14 protein-coding genes are annotated in these 17,334 nt (G+C 44.4%); 9 read left to right on the top strand and 5 right to left on the bottom strand.

Going from position 1 to position 17,334, the window contains the following annotated elements; all coding sequences use genetic code 11:
* Positions 1-629: 629 nt before the first annotated feature.
* The 5 genes from QM629_RS00785 to QM629_RS00765 form a co-directional block, all read right to left on the bottom strand.
* A complete protein-coding gene (locus QM629_RS00785; protein ID WP_415156186.1) occupies positions 630-1,058 on the bottom strand; it encodes a hypothetical protein in 429 nt (142 codons plus the stop codon).
* Between the two features lie 54 nt (positions 1,059-1,112).
* Positions 1,113-3,323, bottom strand: coding sequence for a sodium-translocating pyrophosphatase (locus tag QM629_RS00780; RefSeq protein ID WP_415156184.1), 2,211 nt, complete (start codon positions 3,321-3,323; stop codon positions 1,113-1,115).
* Between the two features lie 200 nt (positions 3,324-3,523).
* Positions 3,524-4,363, bottom strand: a complete 840-nt coding sequence (locus QM629_RS00775; protein WP_415156182.1) for an alpha/beta fold hydrolase — start codon at positions 4,361-4,363, stop codon at positions 3,524-3,526.
* A gap of 259 nt (positions 4,364-4,622) precedes the next feature.
* Positions 4,623-4,958, bottom strand: a complete 336-nt coding sequence (locus tag QM629_RS00770; protein ID WP_415156180.1) for a hypothetical protein — start codon at positions 4,956-4,958, stop codon at positions 4,623-4,625.
* Positions 4,959-4,961: 3 nt separating this feature from the next.
* Complete coding sequence (locus QM629_RS00765; RefSeq protein ID WP_415156179.1) at positions 4,962-5,318, bottom strand: hypothetical protein; 357 nt, start codon at positions 5,316-5,318, stop codon at positions 4,962-4,964.
* Between the two features lie 226 nt (positions 5,319-5,544).
* Here QM629_RS00765 and QM629_RS00760 point away from each other — a divergent pair, with 226 nt between their 5' ends.
* The 9 genes from QM629_RS00760 (at position 5,545) to QM629_RS00720 (ending at position 17,080) form a co-directional block, all read left to right on the top strand.
* Positions 5,545-5,982: a hypothetical protein gene (locus QM629_RS00760; RefSeq protein ID WP_415156177.1), complete on the top strand. Its 438-nt coding sequence runs from the start codon at positions 5,545-5,547 to the stop codon at positions 5,980-5,982.
* A 219-nt stretch (positions 5,983-6,201) separates the two neighbouring features.
* Complete coding sequence (locus QM629_RS00755; RefSeq protein ID WP_415156175.1) at positions 6,202-7,038, top strand: MBL fold metallo-hydrolase; 837 nt, start codon at positions 6,202-6,204, stop codon at positions 7,036-7,038.
* A gap of 116 nt (positions 7,039-7,154) precedes the next feature.
* On the top strand, positions 7,155-10,283 hold the full coding sequence (locus tag QM629_RS00750) for a SusC/RagA family TonB-linked outer membrane protein (protein ID WP_415156173.1): 3,129 nt from the start codon (positions 7,155-7,157) through the stop codon (positions 10,281-10,283).
* A 98-nt stretch (positions 10,284-10,381) separates the two neighbouring features.
* A complete protein-coding gene (locus QM629_RS00745) occupies positions 10,382-11,860 on the top strand; it encodes a SusD/RagB family nutrient-binding outer membrane lipoprotein (protein WP_415156171.1) in 1,479 nt (492 codons plus the stop codon).
* Positions 11,861-12,063: 203 nt separating this feature from the next.
* Positions 12,064-13,164: a family 20 glycosylhydrolase gene (locus QM629_RS00740; protein WP_415156169.1), complete on the top strand. Its 1,101-nt coding sequence runs from the start codon at positions 12,064-12,066 to the stop codon at positions 13,162-13,164.
* A 142-nt stretch (positions 13,165-13,306) separates the two neighbouring features.
* Complete coding sequence (def, locus tag QM629_RS00735; RefSeq protein ID WP_415156167.1) at positions 13,307-13,885, top strand: peptide deformylase; 579 nt, start codon at positions 13,307-13,309, stop codon at positions 13,883-13,885.
* Between the two features lie 85 nt (positions 13,886-13,970).
* Positions 13,971-14,939 (top strand): hypothetical protein, encoded by a 969-nt coding sequence (locus QM629_RS00730; protein ID WP_415156165.1) that lies wholly within the window; start codon positions 13,971-13,973, stop codon positions 14,937-14,939.
* Between the two features lie 61 nt (positions 14,940-15,000).
* Positions 15,001-15,792, top strand: a complete 792-nt coding sequence (gene trpA, locus QM629_RS00725) for a tryptophan synthase subunit alpha (RefSeq protein ID WP_415156163.1) — start codon at positions 15,001-15,003, stop codon at positions 15,790-15,792.
* A 202-nt stretch (positions 15,793-15,994) separates the two neighbouring features.
* Positions 15,995-17,080, top strand: a complete 1,086-nt coding sequence (locus QM629_RS00720) for a redoxin domain-containing protein (RefSeq protein WP_415156161.1) — start codon at positions 15,995-15,997, stop codon at positions 17,078-17,080.
* Positions 17,081-17,334 lie beyond the last annotated feature (254 nt).

The following is a 17,334-nucleotide window of genomic DNA, read 5'->3' as shown; positions in this document are numbered from 1 at the left end:
TAGAAAAAATTTCTTTCAGTGATTGTAATTTTTAAAAAAAGTTTTTACTTTATGCTTCCATATTGATTTTTTTTAATCAGGAGAACCAGCAAAAAAACGGTAGCTTAAATTAAACCCACTACCCGGACTTAAGAATACACCATCAGCAGTAAAACATCAATAGGCGAAACATGCGGAAGCATAACCGGGCGTTGCGGAAATGCAACCGGATTGTTGGAAAAGGCATCTGGCAGGCGCGAAAAGCCATCTCTTAACAGCGGGAAGACATCTCACAAGAGCGGAAAGCCATCTCTTAATGGCAGGAAGGCATCTCACAAGAACGGAAAGGCATCTCTTAACGGCGGGAAGGCATTGCACAAGAGCGGAAAGCCATCTCGCAAGAGCGGGAAGCCATTGCACAACAGCATAAAAGCAGGGAATCCAATGTTATTAATTTAAGAAAACTCAATATTCAATACCCAATAATCCCCGCCTGACTGAATCAGTCGGGCAGGAATGTTCAGTTGTAAATCTTCGCGAAATTGAATATTGAAATATTTCGAAGATTTACCTGCCTTAAGTTAATGACATTGGTTCTATATGGTTAAAATAAGCCTGAACAACTTCTAAGATCGAATGTATATCCCTCTTTATTTTCCTTCAGAAACCTCATACGATTTCAGCGTGTGAAAAAGCAGCTTATTATCTTTGAACAGAACCTCATTGCCTTCCATAAACTGTTTTTTATCATCCAAAAACCCAACGATGCAGGAGGGGCGCACTTCACCCTGTTTTATTTCAGGGGCGGGCTCATAACCCAGGTTTGGAATGCGAAGGCTGTCTGTAGCATCAATACCCTTATAGTTTATTTTAATAAGGTATTTAAAAGTGTATTTTGTTTCATACAATGCTACATTGAAAGTATCAGTTGTTTCTTCGCTTTTCACTATCTCCTGGTAAGTTTTTACCGGGTCGGTATTTACGGTTTCCCTTTCAGTTTTAATTACAGTGTTGCTTTCGCAGGCCGTAAAAATGATAGCGGCGAAAGCGGTAACAATGGGCAATATTATTTTCTTCATAACGGTAAAAATAAAAAACCTGTTTTAATCTGCCATGTTTATAAACCTCACAGGTTATGGCTTCTGTTTTTTTATGATCGTCGCCGTAACCTCCGTCTGATGTTTTTGAACAGAGGCATGGTCTTTAGTATGGTATATCTGCGCTAATGTTGGGGCAATCACCAATGACACAATGCTCATCAGTTTGATAAGAATATTCATAGACGGGCCGGAAGTATCTTTAAATGGATCGCCCACTGTATCGCCTGTTACGGATGCTTTGTGCGGCTCGCTTTTTTTGTAATAGGTCTCGCCGTTTATTTCCACGCCTTTTTCAAAAGATTTCTTGGCATTGTCCCAGGCGCCGCCGGCATTGTTCTGAAACATGCCCATCAATACACCGCTCACCGTAGCGCCGGCCAAAAATCCACCCAGGGCCTCAGGGCCTAACAAAAATCCAATAACAAGCGGAGAGATGATGGCAATAGCGCCGGGCAGCATCATTTTTTTAATGGAAGCATTGGTAGAGATGGCAACGCATTTTTCATATTCCGGTTTGCCGGTTCCCTCCATAATGCCCGGAATAGTCCTGAACTGCCTGCGCACTTCCTCCACCATCGCCATGGCCGCCTGCCCAACGGCACGGATAGCCAGCGAAGAAAAGATGAACGGTATCATGCCGCCCACAAACAAAGAAGCCAGTACATCAGCATGATAAATATCAATTCCGGTAATGCCGGCAACGCCCACAAAAGCGGCAAACAAAGCCAGTGCGGTAAGAGCGGCGGAAGCAATGGCAAAACCCTTGCCGGTAGCGGCGGTTGTGTTACCCACGGCATCCAGCACATCGGTTTTTTCGCGCACATCTTTTGGCAGCTCGCTCATTTCCGCAATGCCGCCTGCATTATCAGCAATGGGCCCGAAGGCGTCAATGGCCAGTTGCATGGCGGTGGTGGCCATCATGCCGGCAGCAGCAATGGCCACGCCGTATAAGCCTGCAAAAGCATAAGAGCCGTAAATGCCGCCTGCCAAAACCAGTATGGGCAATAAGGTGGATTCCATGCCAACAGCCAGGCCGCCGATTACATTGGTGGCATGGCCGGTGGCAGACTGGCGGATGATGCTCAGCACCGGGCGTTTGCCCATGGCTGTATAATATTCGGTGATGATGCTCATTAAGGTGCCCACGGCAAGGCCGGTAAAAATGGCGCCTAAAACACCATTGCTGGTAAATTCCACGCCACGCAGTTCCATCTGTTCAGGCAGGATATATTTTACCAGTAAAAAGCTGGCGATGGCGGTAAGAACAATCGAGCCCCAGTTGCCCATGTTTAATGCCTTCTGCACGTTGGAAGTATTAATGCCGCCAGCATCGCTTACCTTAACAAACAAGGTTCCGATGATTGAAAAAATAATACCGATGCCGGCAATCAGCATGGGTAAAAGAATAGGAGCCGTATCGCCAAAAGCCCCGGTTAAGGCACTGCCATCCGGCGCTGTAACTTCCTGGCCCAAAACAATCGTAGCTAAAACCGTTGCCACATAAGAACCGAAAAGGTCGGCGCCCATACCCGCCACATCGCCCACATTATCGCCCACATTATCGGCAATGGTGGCGGGATTACGCGGGTCGTCTTCCGGAATGCCGGCTTCCACCTTGCCCACCAGGTCAGCGCCCACATCGGCAGCCTTGGTATAAATACCGCCGCCCACACGGGCAAATAAAGCGATTGATTCCGCCCCCAAAGAAAAACCGGTAAGCACTTCAATAGTGCGTATCATTTCTTCTGAATTAACGGCTGCGCCGGGCGCAAAAATTTGTCTCAGGATAAGAAATAAGCTGCTCAGTCCCAATACGGCCAGGCCTGCCACGCCAAGGCCCATTACAGAACCGCCTGTAAAGGAAACGCTCAGGGCTTTTGATAAGCTCGTTCTGGCCGCCTGCGCTGTGCGCACATTGGCTTTTGTGGCTACCTTCATGCCTATATAACCGGCAGTGGCGCTAAATACAGCGCCTATAACAAAGGCCAGCGCAATAGCCGGGCTTGAATTCGGGTTGCCGCTTGCCATTACTGCCAGCAACAGCCCGACAATAACTACAAAATAGGCCAGTATTTTCCATTCGGCTTTTAAAAAAGCCATAGCGCCTTCAGCTATATACGTGCTGATGGTTTTCATGTGCTCGTTGCCGGCATCCTGTTTGCTAACCCAACTGAATTTGATGAAAGTGTAAAGCAGGCCGATCACGCCCATAACCGGTACCAGGAGAAAGAGATTTTCGTTCATCTGTGTTCTTTTTGTTTTAATTTAATTGATGAGATTGGATTGATCATAAAAAATTACGCGGATATGGTTCTTCACAATGCAATTATTTTGTGGCAAAATGATCAGGATGCCGGTAAACTTTTATGATTAAATTCATAAAGCAATGCTCGTTTTTTACGTGGCTGACAAAAATAGGGAATTGAATAAATGTAAAGCAATAGTTATTTTTTTATTGTTTTTGGAATATATGCCGGCTGCGCCGAAAAGAAAGCATCCACTTTTTTATTAAACTCCTCCTTATGCTCCTGCAATGTTGCATGGCCTGAATTGGGCACAATCCATAAAAGCGCGCCGGGTATATTTTGTGCAATCAATGCCGTATGTTGTACCGGGATAAGATCGTGGTCGCCGCCGATTATGAGTGCCGGGCATTTTATCTTTTTTAAAGACGAAAGCGAAATATGCGGCTGCTTAAAATCCAGCATGAACAGCTTCCAGTCGTTTTTATCTTTTGCTGTGCCTGCATTTTTATGGAAGCCTGTGCTGTAATGATCATTCATGTCTTTCCACAAAGAAGGCAGGAGCGCTGTTGAATCAGGCCAGAGGTTAGCGCCTGTAGCGGCGATTTTTTTTACCTTCTGCGGATGGCGCATGGCAAGCAGTAAAGCATTGATGCCGCCATCGCTCCATCCTACAATGTATGCAGACTGAATGTGCAGCGTATCAAGTAAGGCAGCAAAATCATCGGCCATCATTTCGAAGCTCAGGGAATTGCTTGTGTCAGTTGACCTGCCCTGGCTGCGGCTGTCTGCTGCAATCACTTTATATTTTTGAGCGAAATAAGGAATGTTACTGCTGAATGCGCTGATGCTTCCGCCGTTGCCGTGTATCATTAACAAGGGTTCGCCGTTGCCATATATCTCGCAGTACATTTTTATGCCGCGAATTTTATAGTATTTTCCTGTGGCCGGGTTGTTGCCATAATGAATTGCAGGCTGGGCGCGTATTGCAACTGTTGCAATACAGCAGGATATTAAACTGAAGAGCGCTTTTGGTATCATTTTGTTTTGAAACAGTTACAAAATAAATCAACTGTTTGTATTTGCGAAGTGGGTTGAATTATTTATTTTAACCTCCGCCCATGTTAGGTGTGTCACTAACAATGGATTCAGATAAAGATACGTTTAAGCCATTGGAAATTTTCTCTATTATTAATTTCATGGTTGGATAAACAGCTATCTCTTTATGCGTTAAAACATACTCAGGAGAAACGCTAAAGATTTCGGCAATTTTACTTTAAACCAGTTAAAGTAAAATTTATTAATTATACCGCTCTTTTTTAGATTGGATGACTTTAATAACATCATCATGTTTTTGCCCGTCAATTATATCTTTCAGGTGTAGTTGTTTATCTATGTATTGCACATGCAAACGCCAACCCGATATTTTATCAATATCTGCCCTGTAAACAGCTTGCTTAACTCCCCTTACTTTATGTAATCTTGTTTTAGGAAATGTTTGCGTTTTATGAGCGGTATTGTCTTCCAGTTCTGCAAGTGATTCTAAAAAACTTAATCGTAAATTTGGTGAAGGTAAAATTTTGTTGGCTTCATAAATAATGCCGTATTCATCCACCAATGCCTTTATTTCAGCCATGAGTTACAGAATGCCAGAATGTTTATAAATAATTTCTCCAATTTCCCTGTAAACCTGTTCAGCGTTTTCTTTATCTGTGATCCTGAAAAGAGTGAAAGATAATTTGTCGAAAATAGGGTCTTCGTCAACTGCGGCAACTATCCTTTTGTTGTCTGCTTTTATTACATATAAAGAGCTTTCCAAATTCTCTTTTAACTTAAATAAATATGGCTTTGAGGTATTTTCAAAAAAAGCTTCTTTACCATTTAGCAGAGAACCGGAAACAAAATTAATTTGATCCTTAATTTTCTTTTTATCTTCTTCTGAAAGATAATTAAGGTCATCATTAAAACTTTGGGTTATATCAAATTCGAGCTGCACAAAACAAATTTACAATAAATCCATTATTTAACCTCAGATTTCCTTTTCTTCAGTATGGTTCTTCATTTGTTGTTTGAACTGTTTCGTCTGCCTTGTTGGCGTTGTCACCGGCAAGGTGTTCCGCCAACGAAATCAATATAAAATTACGTAACCAAATTTGTGGGTCACAAGACCAAAGGCTGGGCATATAAAAAGTTTTCAGAAATGCATATTAATTTTAGCCGCTATGAAGCAGGTAAATAAAAAACCGTCGGATCCCGATATTATCAACGAAGTGCTTGAAGCCTGTATTATCGCTTACCCGGTTTCCTCATTTGTCATCAGCATTTACCAGCAATACCAAAAACGTGGAAGCCTCAGTAAAAAACAGTTGCAGGGCCTGCATGGAAAAGCATCGGCTATAAAAGATTTTTCAACCGCAAAGCTGGCCACACTGGAGGCGGTGATAAAAAAAATGCCCAACCGTTTTAAATCAGCGTTGCCCGAAATAAAACCTTTATACGAAAAAGACAAAACAGCCGGCGGCCTCATTGATGCCATACTCGCCAAATACCCGCAGCACAAAAGGGTGTTATTCCTGCAAACCAAATACAACAATAACCAGCCGCTTACGCCGGTGGAGCTGGATGAATTGAAGAAATTTAAGCAGGTGCTTAAATTATGAATGATTTTTTTATGAGCGCTGCCGCATTCCCGCTATAATGTTTGTCTTGAATGCAATGAAAATCTCTGTGTTGCTTTTGTTCTTGTATGTGCTAAAAACTATGTACCTGTGTGGTTTATTTCAAAAGCCTGAACAAGTTCTGTAAAAAAATATGCTGATGGTTATTCTTAAAAGTTTAAACTGGTTCAATACCTGTTTCTATAAAATGTAATTTGCCGCATGTCTTTGTTCATCGCATCATTAAATTCCGGCAGCAACGGCAATTGTTATTATGTGGGCAACAACAACGAAGCTGTTTTGATTGATGCCGGCATTTCCTGCCGCGAAACAGCAAAAAGAATGAACAGGCTTGGCCTTTCCATGCAAAAAATAAAAGCGGTGTTTATTTCGCACGAGCACGATGATCATATCAGCGGGCTGGAAATGCTCGCAAAAAAATATGCTTTGCCGGTGTATATAACGGAAGCTACTTTACACAGTTGCCGGTTTAAGATACAGCCGGAGTTAATTCATCATTTTGGCCCGAATGAGCGTATAAGGGTTGGCAGCCTTACCATAAAAACTTTTTCCAAAAAGCATGACGCCTGCGATCCGCACAGCTTTCTTGTGCAGGATGATGAAAATGTTTGCACAGGCATATTCACGGATATTGGCAAAGCCTGTGAGCAGGTTATCTATCATTTTAAACAATGCCATGCCGCTTTTCTTGAAGCCAATTATGATGAGGCCATGCTGGCGGCCGGCAGTTATCCCTGGCCGTTGAAAAAACGCATCAGCGGCGGCAATGGTCACCTCTCAAATGCTGCCGCGCTGGAGCTTTTCAATATGCACCGTTCCTGCAAGCTTACACATCTTATATTGTCGCATCTTTCAAAGAATAATAATACGCCGGAGCTGGTTGAACAAACCTTCAGGCAGCATGCGGGCGAAACAAAAATTGTCGTGGCAGGCCGTTATCGGGAAACGGAAGTATATCATATACAAAACAAAACGGCTGCAGAAGAAAAAACCGTTTATTTTAACCAGGATGCTGTTCAGTTAACCATGTTTAACTGATTTTATAAACAACTGTTGAAAACAAAGAAGCCGTATGCTATGCGAATAAATTAATATCGCAAATTACCTCCCTGCTGCAGGCAACTATTTAATCACTTCAAGCAACTTGTATGAACATGCACACACAATGTTTTGCAGCAGGCAGAACCTATCTTCTCATTCCTTTATTTCTTCTGAGTTTTTTAACGGCCCATGCCGGAGGGCATTACTGGCAACAGCTAACTGTTTCAGGTAAGATAACCGACTCTGCCACCGGGCGGCCCATCGCCTCGGCAAGCGTACGGGTAAGGGGTAAAAGCAATGGCGTTACCACTGCAGCCGACGGCTCCTATTCAATCAGTGCCGGGGCGGACGATGCACTTATTTTTTCCTGTGTAGGTTACAAAGACGTAACGGTGGAAGTGGGCGCGCAAACCACTATTAATGTGGTGATGGCAACGGCATCTTCTACCCTGCAGGATGTAGTGGTAACAGCACTGGGCGTTACAAAAGCGCGGCGGTCGGTCGGTTATTCCGTCACCGAAGTAAAGGGCGCTTCACTTACCGAAGCCCGTGAAAACAGCTTTATAAATGCGCTGGAAGGAAAGGTGGCCGGTGTGAATATAAGCGGCGTGGCGGCCGGCCCCAACAGTGCTACCAATGTGGTGATACGCGGCTTTACCTCGCTTACCGGCGATAACCAGCCTTTGTATGTGGTGAATGGCGTGCCGCTCATCAATAACAATTATGCCACTACTGATGTGGAAGGCGGCTGGGGCGGCAAAGATGGCGGCGATGGCATTGGCGATATTAACCCGGATGATATTGAAAGCATCTCTATTTTAAAAGGCGCTGCAGCCACTGCCCTGTATGGTTATCGCGGGGAGAAAGGCGTTGTGCTGATCACGACCAAGAAAGGTAAAGCCGGTAATGGCAGCGGCGTTGAGATCAATTCCAATGAAGTGATAGAAAGCGTGATTGATTATACCGATTTCCAAACCGTGTATGGCCAGGGTTATAATGGGGCAAAGCCTGTTGATGCATTGGATGCGCTTGGCTCGATGGAATCGAGCTGGGGCGCTAAACTGGATGGCAGCTTAACCCCGCAGTTCGATGGCGTTTCAAGGCCCTATTCAGCCGTGGCGAAGGGCAACCTGAAGCGTTTCTATAAAAACGGCAATACCGTTACCAATACCGTTTCTTTCAGCAAAGGTTTTGGCGAAGCTGGTTCCACACGCTTCTCTGTGAGCCGCATGGATAACAGCAGTTATGTGCCCAATGCCGGCCTGCAGCGCATGACGTTTACACAAACAACCAGTCTTAATCCTGATAAACATCTTGCGTTTGACCTTTCCTCCCAATACATAACAGAATATACCAAGAATGCGCCTAACCTTGCCGATGCTGTGGGCAACTTAAACTGGGGCCCAATGTTCCTGCCGCCTAATATCAACATAAAAACCCTGGCAGGCGCCAATGGCGATGGTACGGATGCAGATGGTTATGAGCTTAACCCGTTTTCAGATGTATATACCACCAATCCTTATTTCGCGGCTTACAAGTTTATCGGCGCCATTCACCGTAACCGTTTTATCGGTTCCGCCAATCTGAAATACACATTCGATAACGGGCTTTTCTTCAGTGCACAGGTGGCGGATGATTATATCAACGACCGCAACACCAATGTGGAGCCCATAGGCACAGGCTACCTGGTGGACAATGATATAAACGGCGATATGACCGAACAGGCTGTCAAGCAAACCGAACTAAATATAGATGTTACCGGCGGAAAGAAATTCAGCATAACAAAAAATATAGAGCTGAATGTGCTCGTGGGCGGCAACTACCGTAAATCGCAGGAAGAATATATAACCACGTATGGCCAGGACTTCAATATCCCTTTCCTCTATATCATCAGTAATACGGCTAATGTAACTGCCGGTTATGCCCTGTATCATTCCGCTTATTGGTCGGCTTACAGCAGCGCCGATCTTTCCTATAAAAATTATGCTTACTTAACCATCACCGGCCGCAACGACTGGTACTCAACCCTGGCGCCGGGCAAAACAAATTACCTCTATCCATCCGTCAGCGGCTCATTTGTATTTTCTGAATTATGGCATATACCCAAAATGAATTTTGGCAAGATAAGGCTGAGCTATGCCGACGTAGGCGGCGAAGCTACCGGCGCTTACCAAACGCTGCAGGGCTATGGCAACAGCGGCACGCTGGAAATTGACAATGGCGTTTACCCGATTGGGTTTGCCGGCAGCTCGCAGGTGCCAAACAGTGGCTTGATCCCTTCTTCAAGAAAAGAATTTGAAATAGGAGCGGAGCTGGATTTCTTTCAAAACAGGTTAAAGCTTGATGTGGCCGCTTACCAGAAAAAAGTTACCAACGATATTGTGCCGGTGAGCATTGACCTTACTTCCGGTTATACCAGCGCTTTGCTGAATGTGGGCAACCTGCGGTATAACGGCCTTGAACTAACGCTTGGCGGAACACCGGTAAATGGCCACCGTTTTAGCTGGGATATTGATTTTAATGCCAGCTATACAACCGGCAAGGTATTGTATCTCGGCGGCCAGGATTATATAGGCCTTGGCGCTGCCGCAGACGACTGGGGCTCCGCCGCCGCCATTCGCCAGGTAGTGGGCAAAGCGCCCAACCAGATATTTGCCAACTATCCTGAAACAGACGACAAAGGAAAAATTGTTATTGATGAAGATTACGATGCGCCAGATCCCGATGCCGCAGACCTGAAAGATTACGGCGCCGCCATCAGCCCATGGACAGGCGGTATAACCAACACGTTTAAATACCAGCATTTTTCCCTCACTTTTTTAGTGGATGGAAAGTTTGGCGGCAAATTATTTTCCACCACCAACCTGGTTGCTTATACGCAGGGCCTGTCTAAGCTTACCGTGGCAGGAAGGGATAAAACCTACGGCACAGAGGATGATGCGCCTTCACAATATTATGGCAACTGGGCTTATGCCGATCAGGGCCTGTTTGTATATGATGCCAGCTTCATAAAGCTGCGGCAGATAATACTCGGCTATGATTTTCCGGCAGCCATGTTTCATAATAAGATACAGGGCATACGGTTAAGCTTTGTTATGCGCAATGTGCTTACCTTATTGAAGCATACGCCTAATATTGATCCCGAAACGAGCTATTCTGCTTCCATATATTCACAGGGCCTCGAAGCGCCTGCCGTGCCTTACTCAAGAACTTTTGGCCTTAACCTGAACGTGAAGTTCTGATTATAAACGCATCAAATCTATTTAATATGAAATCATTGAATATATTTTTAGCAGCGGCTTTTATACTGTGTTTGTATCCCTCCTGCAAAAAGGGCCTGTTGAAAACAAATACAGACCCCACCACCATTTCTGCCGATGAATATGATCCCAATTTATTGCTTACTACGGTTCAGTTAAATTATACAGGCAGCCCTGAGTTTCAGGGTGAGAACTGGGAAACAGAATGGGGCAATATCGGCGGGTTTATCCAGCATACGGCATCCACCAATACCAGCTATTACCCCGGCGATAAATATTTAAAGAACGGCGGCACAGCTTATTATTTTGACCAGGCCTATACAACGCAGGTGCAGCCGGTGGTTGAGCTGTACCAGCTTACTTTAAACAAAACAGCATACCAGAACCTGCACCAGATAGCGCGGATAATGAAGGCGATGGTGTTTGAAAGAATAACCGACCTGTATGGCGATGTGCCTTATTCGCAGGCCGGGCTGGGCTATTATGAAAGGATTTATACGCCGGTTTACGATGAGCAGGAAGCTATTTACGAAGACTTGCTGAAAGAAGTGTCTGAAGCAACGGATAGCCTGGACGATGATGCAGACCTGCCATCAGGCGATATTTTTTATGCGGTGGACCCATCAACACAAATAGAAAAGTGGAAAAAGTTTGGATATACATTGCAACTGCGCATGGCTATGCGCTTAACAAAAGTGGATCCGGCAACGGCGCAGGAATATGTAGAGAAAGTGGATGGCAAAACCATGGAGAGTAATGATGACAATGCCATCGTTCAGCACGAAGACGGGAGCGACCTTACCATCAACAGGGATTCATGGGAAATACATGGGCAGGACAGCGCCGATTTAAAACTATGCAGCACGTACATAGATTATTTGAAAGATAATGATGACCCGCGCCTTTCCGTTATCGCCTGGATTTTTGCAACGGAAGACAGCGATCCTGCATCGCAGCAGGGCCTGCCGCCGGGCTACCGTTATGGCGGAACGGTGGATTCCCTCAACATCACCAAACGTGCGGACTATCCCTCGCTGGGCATGCAGGGCTATTCGAGGTTAAGTGAAATTATACTCGATCCCAATGCGCCCAATCTGATTTTAACGTATGCTGAATCGGAGTTTTTATTAGCCGATGCAAAGAAACGCTGGGGCATAGGCGATGAAACTGCCGAACAGCATTATAACAACGGCGTGAAAGCAGCTATTACCCAGCTTTCGGCTTATGGCGATGATGGCGTGATAAGTGATGCCGATGCGCAAACTTACCTTACAAACCATCCCTATAAAGATGCGGATGGTTTGGAACAGATCAACACCCAGTTCTGGGCCAGCACGATTATGAATGAATATGAAGCCTGGTGCAACTGGCGGCGCACAGGCTACCCGGCATTAACGCCAACGGATTATCCCGGTAATGCAACCAGCGGCACCATACCAAGAAGGCTGACTTACCCTTCGGATCAAAAAGTTTCAAACGATGATAATTATGAAGAAGCGGTTGCCCGTTTAAGCGGCGGCGATAAAATGACCAGCCGTATGTGGTGGGATGTGGAGTAACGGATAAAAAAAGAAAATGCCCAATATTCAACAAACAATAATCAATGTTCAATGAGTACGAACCTAAAAATGAATATTGAATATTGAGCATTGATTATTCAATATTTTTTTATCAACAGCAATGAGACTGGCCCGGTTTCTAAAAAAGGGCCAGTCTTTTAAACATGGCTGAATGCGTTTTATTATTGCCTACATTTATCACTATGAAACAATTTCTCTTCCTTTTTTTACTTGCATGTTCTCCATCGCTTTTATTAAGGGCACAACAAACTTCGCCTGACAGCCTGTTGCCTGTTCGTGGTTTTTGTATTGCAGCGCCAAAGCCAGGCGATGTTGACCGCTTTATTAAATTCATTGATGAAGAGCTGGCTACCCGCAAAGTAAATACATTGATCCTGCGGGTTGATTATGATTACCGGTATAAATCCCATCCTGAACTGGCAGATACCAATGCCTTATCAAAACAGGATGTTGAAAAACTGGTGGCAGCATGCAGAAAGCATAACATGGACCTTATTCCGCAGGTAAACCTTCTGGGCCACCAGTCATGGGCGAATAAGCCGGGCAAACTGCTCGCTGTTTACCCGCAGTTTGATGAAACGCCGGATGTAAAAATGCCGGATAAATATGAATGGCCGAATGCCGATAATCTCTATTGCAAGAGCTATTGCCCCTTGCATCCCGATGTACATAAAATTGTTTTTGATATTGTGGATGAAATATGTGATGCCTTTCATGCCACTTCGTTTCATGCAGGCATGGATGAAGTTTTTTACATAGGTGAAATGCAATGCCCGCGCTGCGGCGGCAGGGATAAGGCGGAATTATTTGCCAATGAAGTGCGCCTGATAAATGATCATCTTAAACAAAAGAACCGCCGTTTATGGATTTGGGGCGACCGCCTGATTGATGGTAAAACAACCGGCATAGGAGAGTGGGAGGCCAGTTATAATAATACATACCGGGCGGTGGATATGATACCAAAAGATGTGATTGTCTGCGACTGGCATTATGAGCGCGCTGATAAAACACCGGTTTATTTTGCCATGAAAGGGCTGCATGTAATTACCTGTCCCTGGAACAGGCCTGCTGTTGCCGTTGAACAAACCAATGATATGATCAGCTTCAGGAAAACGGCAACCAAAGAAATGCAGCCGTATTTTTACGGCATGATGCAAACGGTGTGGACCGGCACTGCCAGCTTCTTAGATGGCTTTTATAATAAAACGCCCGGCCGTAACAACAGCGATAATACAGACTGGAAATGCTTTGTGGATATGTATAACGTGATAGGTGGCTTGTAGTTTTCGCATTATGGATTTTTGAGCAGTAATGCCCTGACCCGAAAGTACTTTTATCCTCTGCTTAACAGGCTAAACTTTATCTTCGCACCTAAAATTTTTACGTTCTAAAGTCCTCCCTTTAGGGAGTTAGAGGGCATGATTTATGATTTTACCGATTGTAGCATACGGAACGCCGGTTTTGAGAACGGTTGCAAAAAATGTAACACCGGATTATCCCAATCTCGAAAAACTGATTGCGGATATGTGGGAAACCCTGTACGCCAGCAGTGGTGTGGGTTTGGCAGCGCCGCAGGTAAATAAGGCAATCCGCTTGTTTCTTGTTGACAGCCAGCAGTTATTTGCCAACCAGGAAGAGGATGAAAAAGGCAAGTATCCTGATGAGCCGGGTTTTAAAAAAGTATTCATTAATGCAAAAATTATTGAGTTGAATGGCACGCCATGGGATTATAATGAAGGCTGTTTAAGCATCCCGAAAATAAGGGAAGATATATCAAGGCCGGAGAGCGTAACTATTGAATATGTGGATGAAAATTTTGAACCGCATACTGATACATTTAATGGCATTACAGCCCGCATCGTGCAGCACGAATATGACCATATTGAAGGCAAACTTTTTATAGATTATCTTAAACCATTCAGAAAAAAATTATTGCAGGGCAAATTGAATGACATCACCAAAGGCAAGATAAAAGTGGATTATAAAATGGCTTTCCCTAAATGAAACGCCCATGTAAAATGTATTTTTCACACAGGGGAATGTACACCAGGGCGTTCCATGAGGCCATTGAAAAATCAAACTTGTACGAATGAAATTGATGTATGCAGTATTTGTTTTAACCTTCCTGCCCATTGTAATTCTTGCCCAGCAAAAAGATTCTTTTATTGTTGAAGGGAAGGATACTACTATCATTATTGACAAAGGCAGTTTTACGCTCAAGCCTGTAATTGTGCAAAGCGGCATCAACTATGAAAGCCTGCTGCGCCGCATTCAAAACGATACCAGTTTTTACAAGGCTTTCCGCAACCTGCACATAGTTGAATTCACATCATACAACAACATAAGCATGCTGAACAAAAGCGGCAATGTGCAGGCAAGCTATTACAGCAAAACAAGGCAGCACCGCGAAAAAGGCTGCCGCTACACAGAAACCCTTGACCAAAAAACCACGGGCGATTTTCTTACATCCAATGGTGACTTTAATTATTTAACCGGGGAAATGTACGCCTCTATATTTCTCACCAAAGGCAAGACCTGCGGTGAAGACAATATCGTGGCCGGCCGTGCATTTTCCACGGAGGGAAAAAGCGGCACAGAAAAACATAAGGAACAACTGAAAATGCTGTTCTTTAATCCCGGGAAAAAAATACCGGGCATACCGTTTATCGGCAATAAGCTCGACCTGTATGATGAAGATGCGCATAAACTGTATGACTACACGCTCGATTATGACACTTACAAGGGCCATTACGTGTATATATTCAGCATAAAGCCGAAAGAAGACCTGGGCTTTTTTGGCAGGAAAAATATTGTGGTGGATGAAATGACAACAAAATTTGATGCCTCCACCATGGAAGTGGTAAGCCGCAGCTATTCGCTGAGCTATAAAGCAGGGCTTTATGACTTTAATGTAACAATGGATGTTGAAATGACGCATGTCGGCAATTTGCTGGTGCCCGAAGCTATGCGTTATAAAGGCAATTTCAGCGCAATAACCAAAAAAAGAGAGCGGGGAGAATTTACAGCAACATTATTTGATTTTAAGCCGGAACTTTGACGGGGTTACGGGGTCAGACGGCTCAAAGCCGTCAGGCCAATATTAAACATCCCAATTTAAGATGAACAGGTTAGAAGAATTATTTCAGCGCAAGAAAGAAAAAGTATTAAATGTTTACTGCACGGCAGGTTTCCCGGAGCCTGACAGTACATTAACCGTGATGAAAGCCTTACAGGATAATGGCGCGGATATTATTGAGCTCGGCATGCCTTATAGCGACCCGCTGGCTGATGGCCCCGTTATACAGGCAAGCGGTGCCAGGGCTTTGCAAAACGGTATGACGATTGAAAAATTATTTGCCCAGTTAAAAAATGTTCGAAACAGCTCCCCTTCAGGGGATGGGGGCATTTATGTGCCCATTATTTTAATGGGCTATATGAACCCTGTTTTGCAATATGGTTTTGAGAGGTTTTGCCGGCATGCCGCCGATGTTCCAATTGATGGCTTAATTCTTCCCGATTTACCGGAACATGAATTTGAAACAGAATACGGGCCTATCATAAAGCGCTATGGCCTTAACTTTATTTTTTTGGTAACGCCTGAAACATCGGAGGAAAGAATAAAGAAATTAGATGCATTAAGCACCGGCTTTTTATATGCCGTGTCTTCTTCGTCAACAACAGGCAAACAACAGGATTTTAATGCAGTTGAACAATATTTGCAGCGATTGCAAAACATGCATTTAAAAAATCCCGTGCTGGTGGGTTTTGGTATAAAAGACAGGCAAAGTTTTGATGCAGCCTGCAAACATGCCAGCGGCGCTATAATAGGCACGGCTTATATTAAGCATATTGAACAAGCTGATGATATTGAAGCAGGTACAAAAGCATTTTTACAACCAATAGTTGGCTGATAAAACCCCGATGGTTTCAAAAACCCTCGGGGTTTACTGCCGCCATGAAAGTATGTTGTTGAAGTGTGTGACCTTCGGGTCAAGCCCGAAGGCAGGCTCCATGACGATGCCATGATATACTGCAGCCGGCAACATAACAATACATTAAACCTTTGCGTAAGCATAAGGTTTTTAAATTTGAATAGTAAATATTAACAACATTATGATGAGAAAATGGATTTTTATTTTGCTGTTGTTACCTGCAATTATATATGCACAGGATAAAAAAAGTTTTTTAATAACCGGCCGCATTAAATCGGTTCCTGAAAATACACAGGTTATTTTGCTGGGGTTTAGCGGTACGGATACGCTGGCAACCACAACCGTGCAAAATGGCGTTTTTAAATTAAGCGGCACAGTTGATAACGTGGATGCCCGCATTATTCTTTTTCCGTCGCTGCAGCGCAGGATTGTTGTATTTATGGGCGGCGATACGGTAAACGTTAATGGCAGCAGCGAAAATGATATTGTAATTACCGGCTCGCCCGCCAACGTGGAATATGAAGAATTTTTGTATGATATAAAACCCATCAGCGATTATGTGAGCTACTACCGAAACCAGGTTATGTCGGCTACAACGCAGGGCCTGCACGATTCTGCGGCCATTATGCTGAATACGGCTTATAACATTTATCAAAATTCTATTGACCGTTTTATTGAGCGCAAAAAAAACTCGCCTGTGGCGGCTTTATTGCTGGCATACAGTTATGATACCGACCCTAACCGCGATGTTTTACTGCTTGAAAAAAGATACGGGCAGCTTGGCGGCGCTGCCTTGAAAAGCCAGTTTGCAACCAACCTTGCGGAAGTGATTAAACGTGATAAGATAGGCGCCGTAGGCACACAGGCAATTGATTTTTCGCAGGCGGATACATCAGGTAAAAATGTTTCGTTCTCACAGTTCAGGGGCAAATATGTGCTGATTGATTTCTGGGCAAGCTGGTGCAAACCCTGCCGGGCAGAAAACCCGAATGTGGTGGCCGCATACAACAAATACAAAGAGAAAAACTTTACCGTGCTTGGCGTTTCGCTGGATGCGGATAAGCCTAACTGGCTGAAGGCGATTCATGCTGATAACTTAACGTGGACGCATATAAGCGACCTGAAACAATTTCAGAATGCAGTGGCCGAAATGTACCATATAGACCAGATTCCGCAAAACATACTGGTGGACCCCAACGGCAAAATAATTGCCCGCAACCTGCGCGGCGATGCACTGGAACAAAAGCTGAAGGAAGTGTTGAATTAAGTGAGGCTGGGTTGGAGCTGTGAGCTGCAAGCACTCATTTCTATACTCCTCACGGAATAAAAATGTGCAATCGTTAATTAGTCAAAGTACAAGTCACCCGGGCTTATTGCCGACCTTACATTTTCGCCTCATACGCGGCATTCCGGTCGGTGAGACACCGACCGGAAGCGGGTTCTACAGGTGGGTGTCCCACCGCCTGCGAAAATTTGAAATACGCCCCCATTTAAAAGTTAATAATAATTTTGATTGCTTTT

It is taken from the genome of Parafilimonas sp. (assembly GCF_047606085.1).
Taxonomy (GTDB): domain Bacteria; phylum Bacteroidota; class Bacteroidia; order Chitinophagales; family Chitinophagaceae; genus Parafilimonas.
This window is presented reverse-complemented; position numbering and strand designations above follow the sequence as displayed.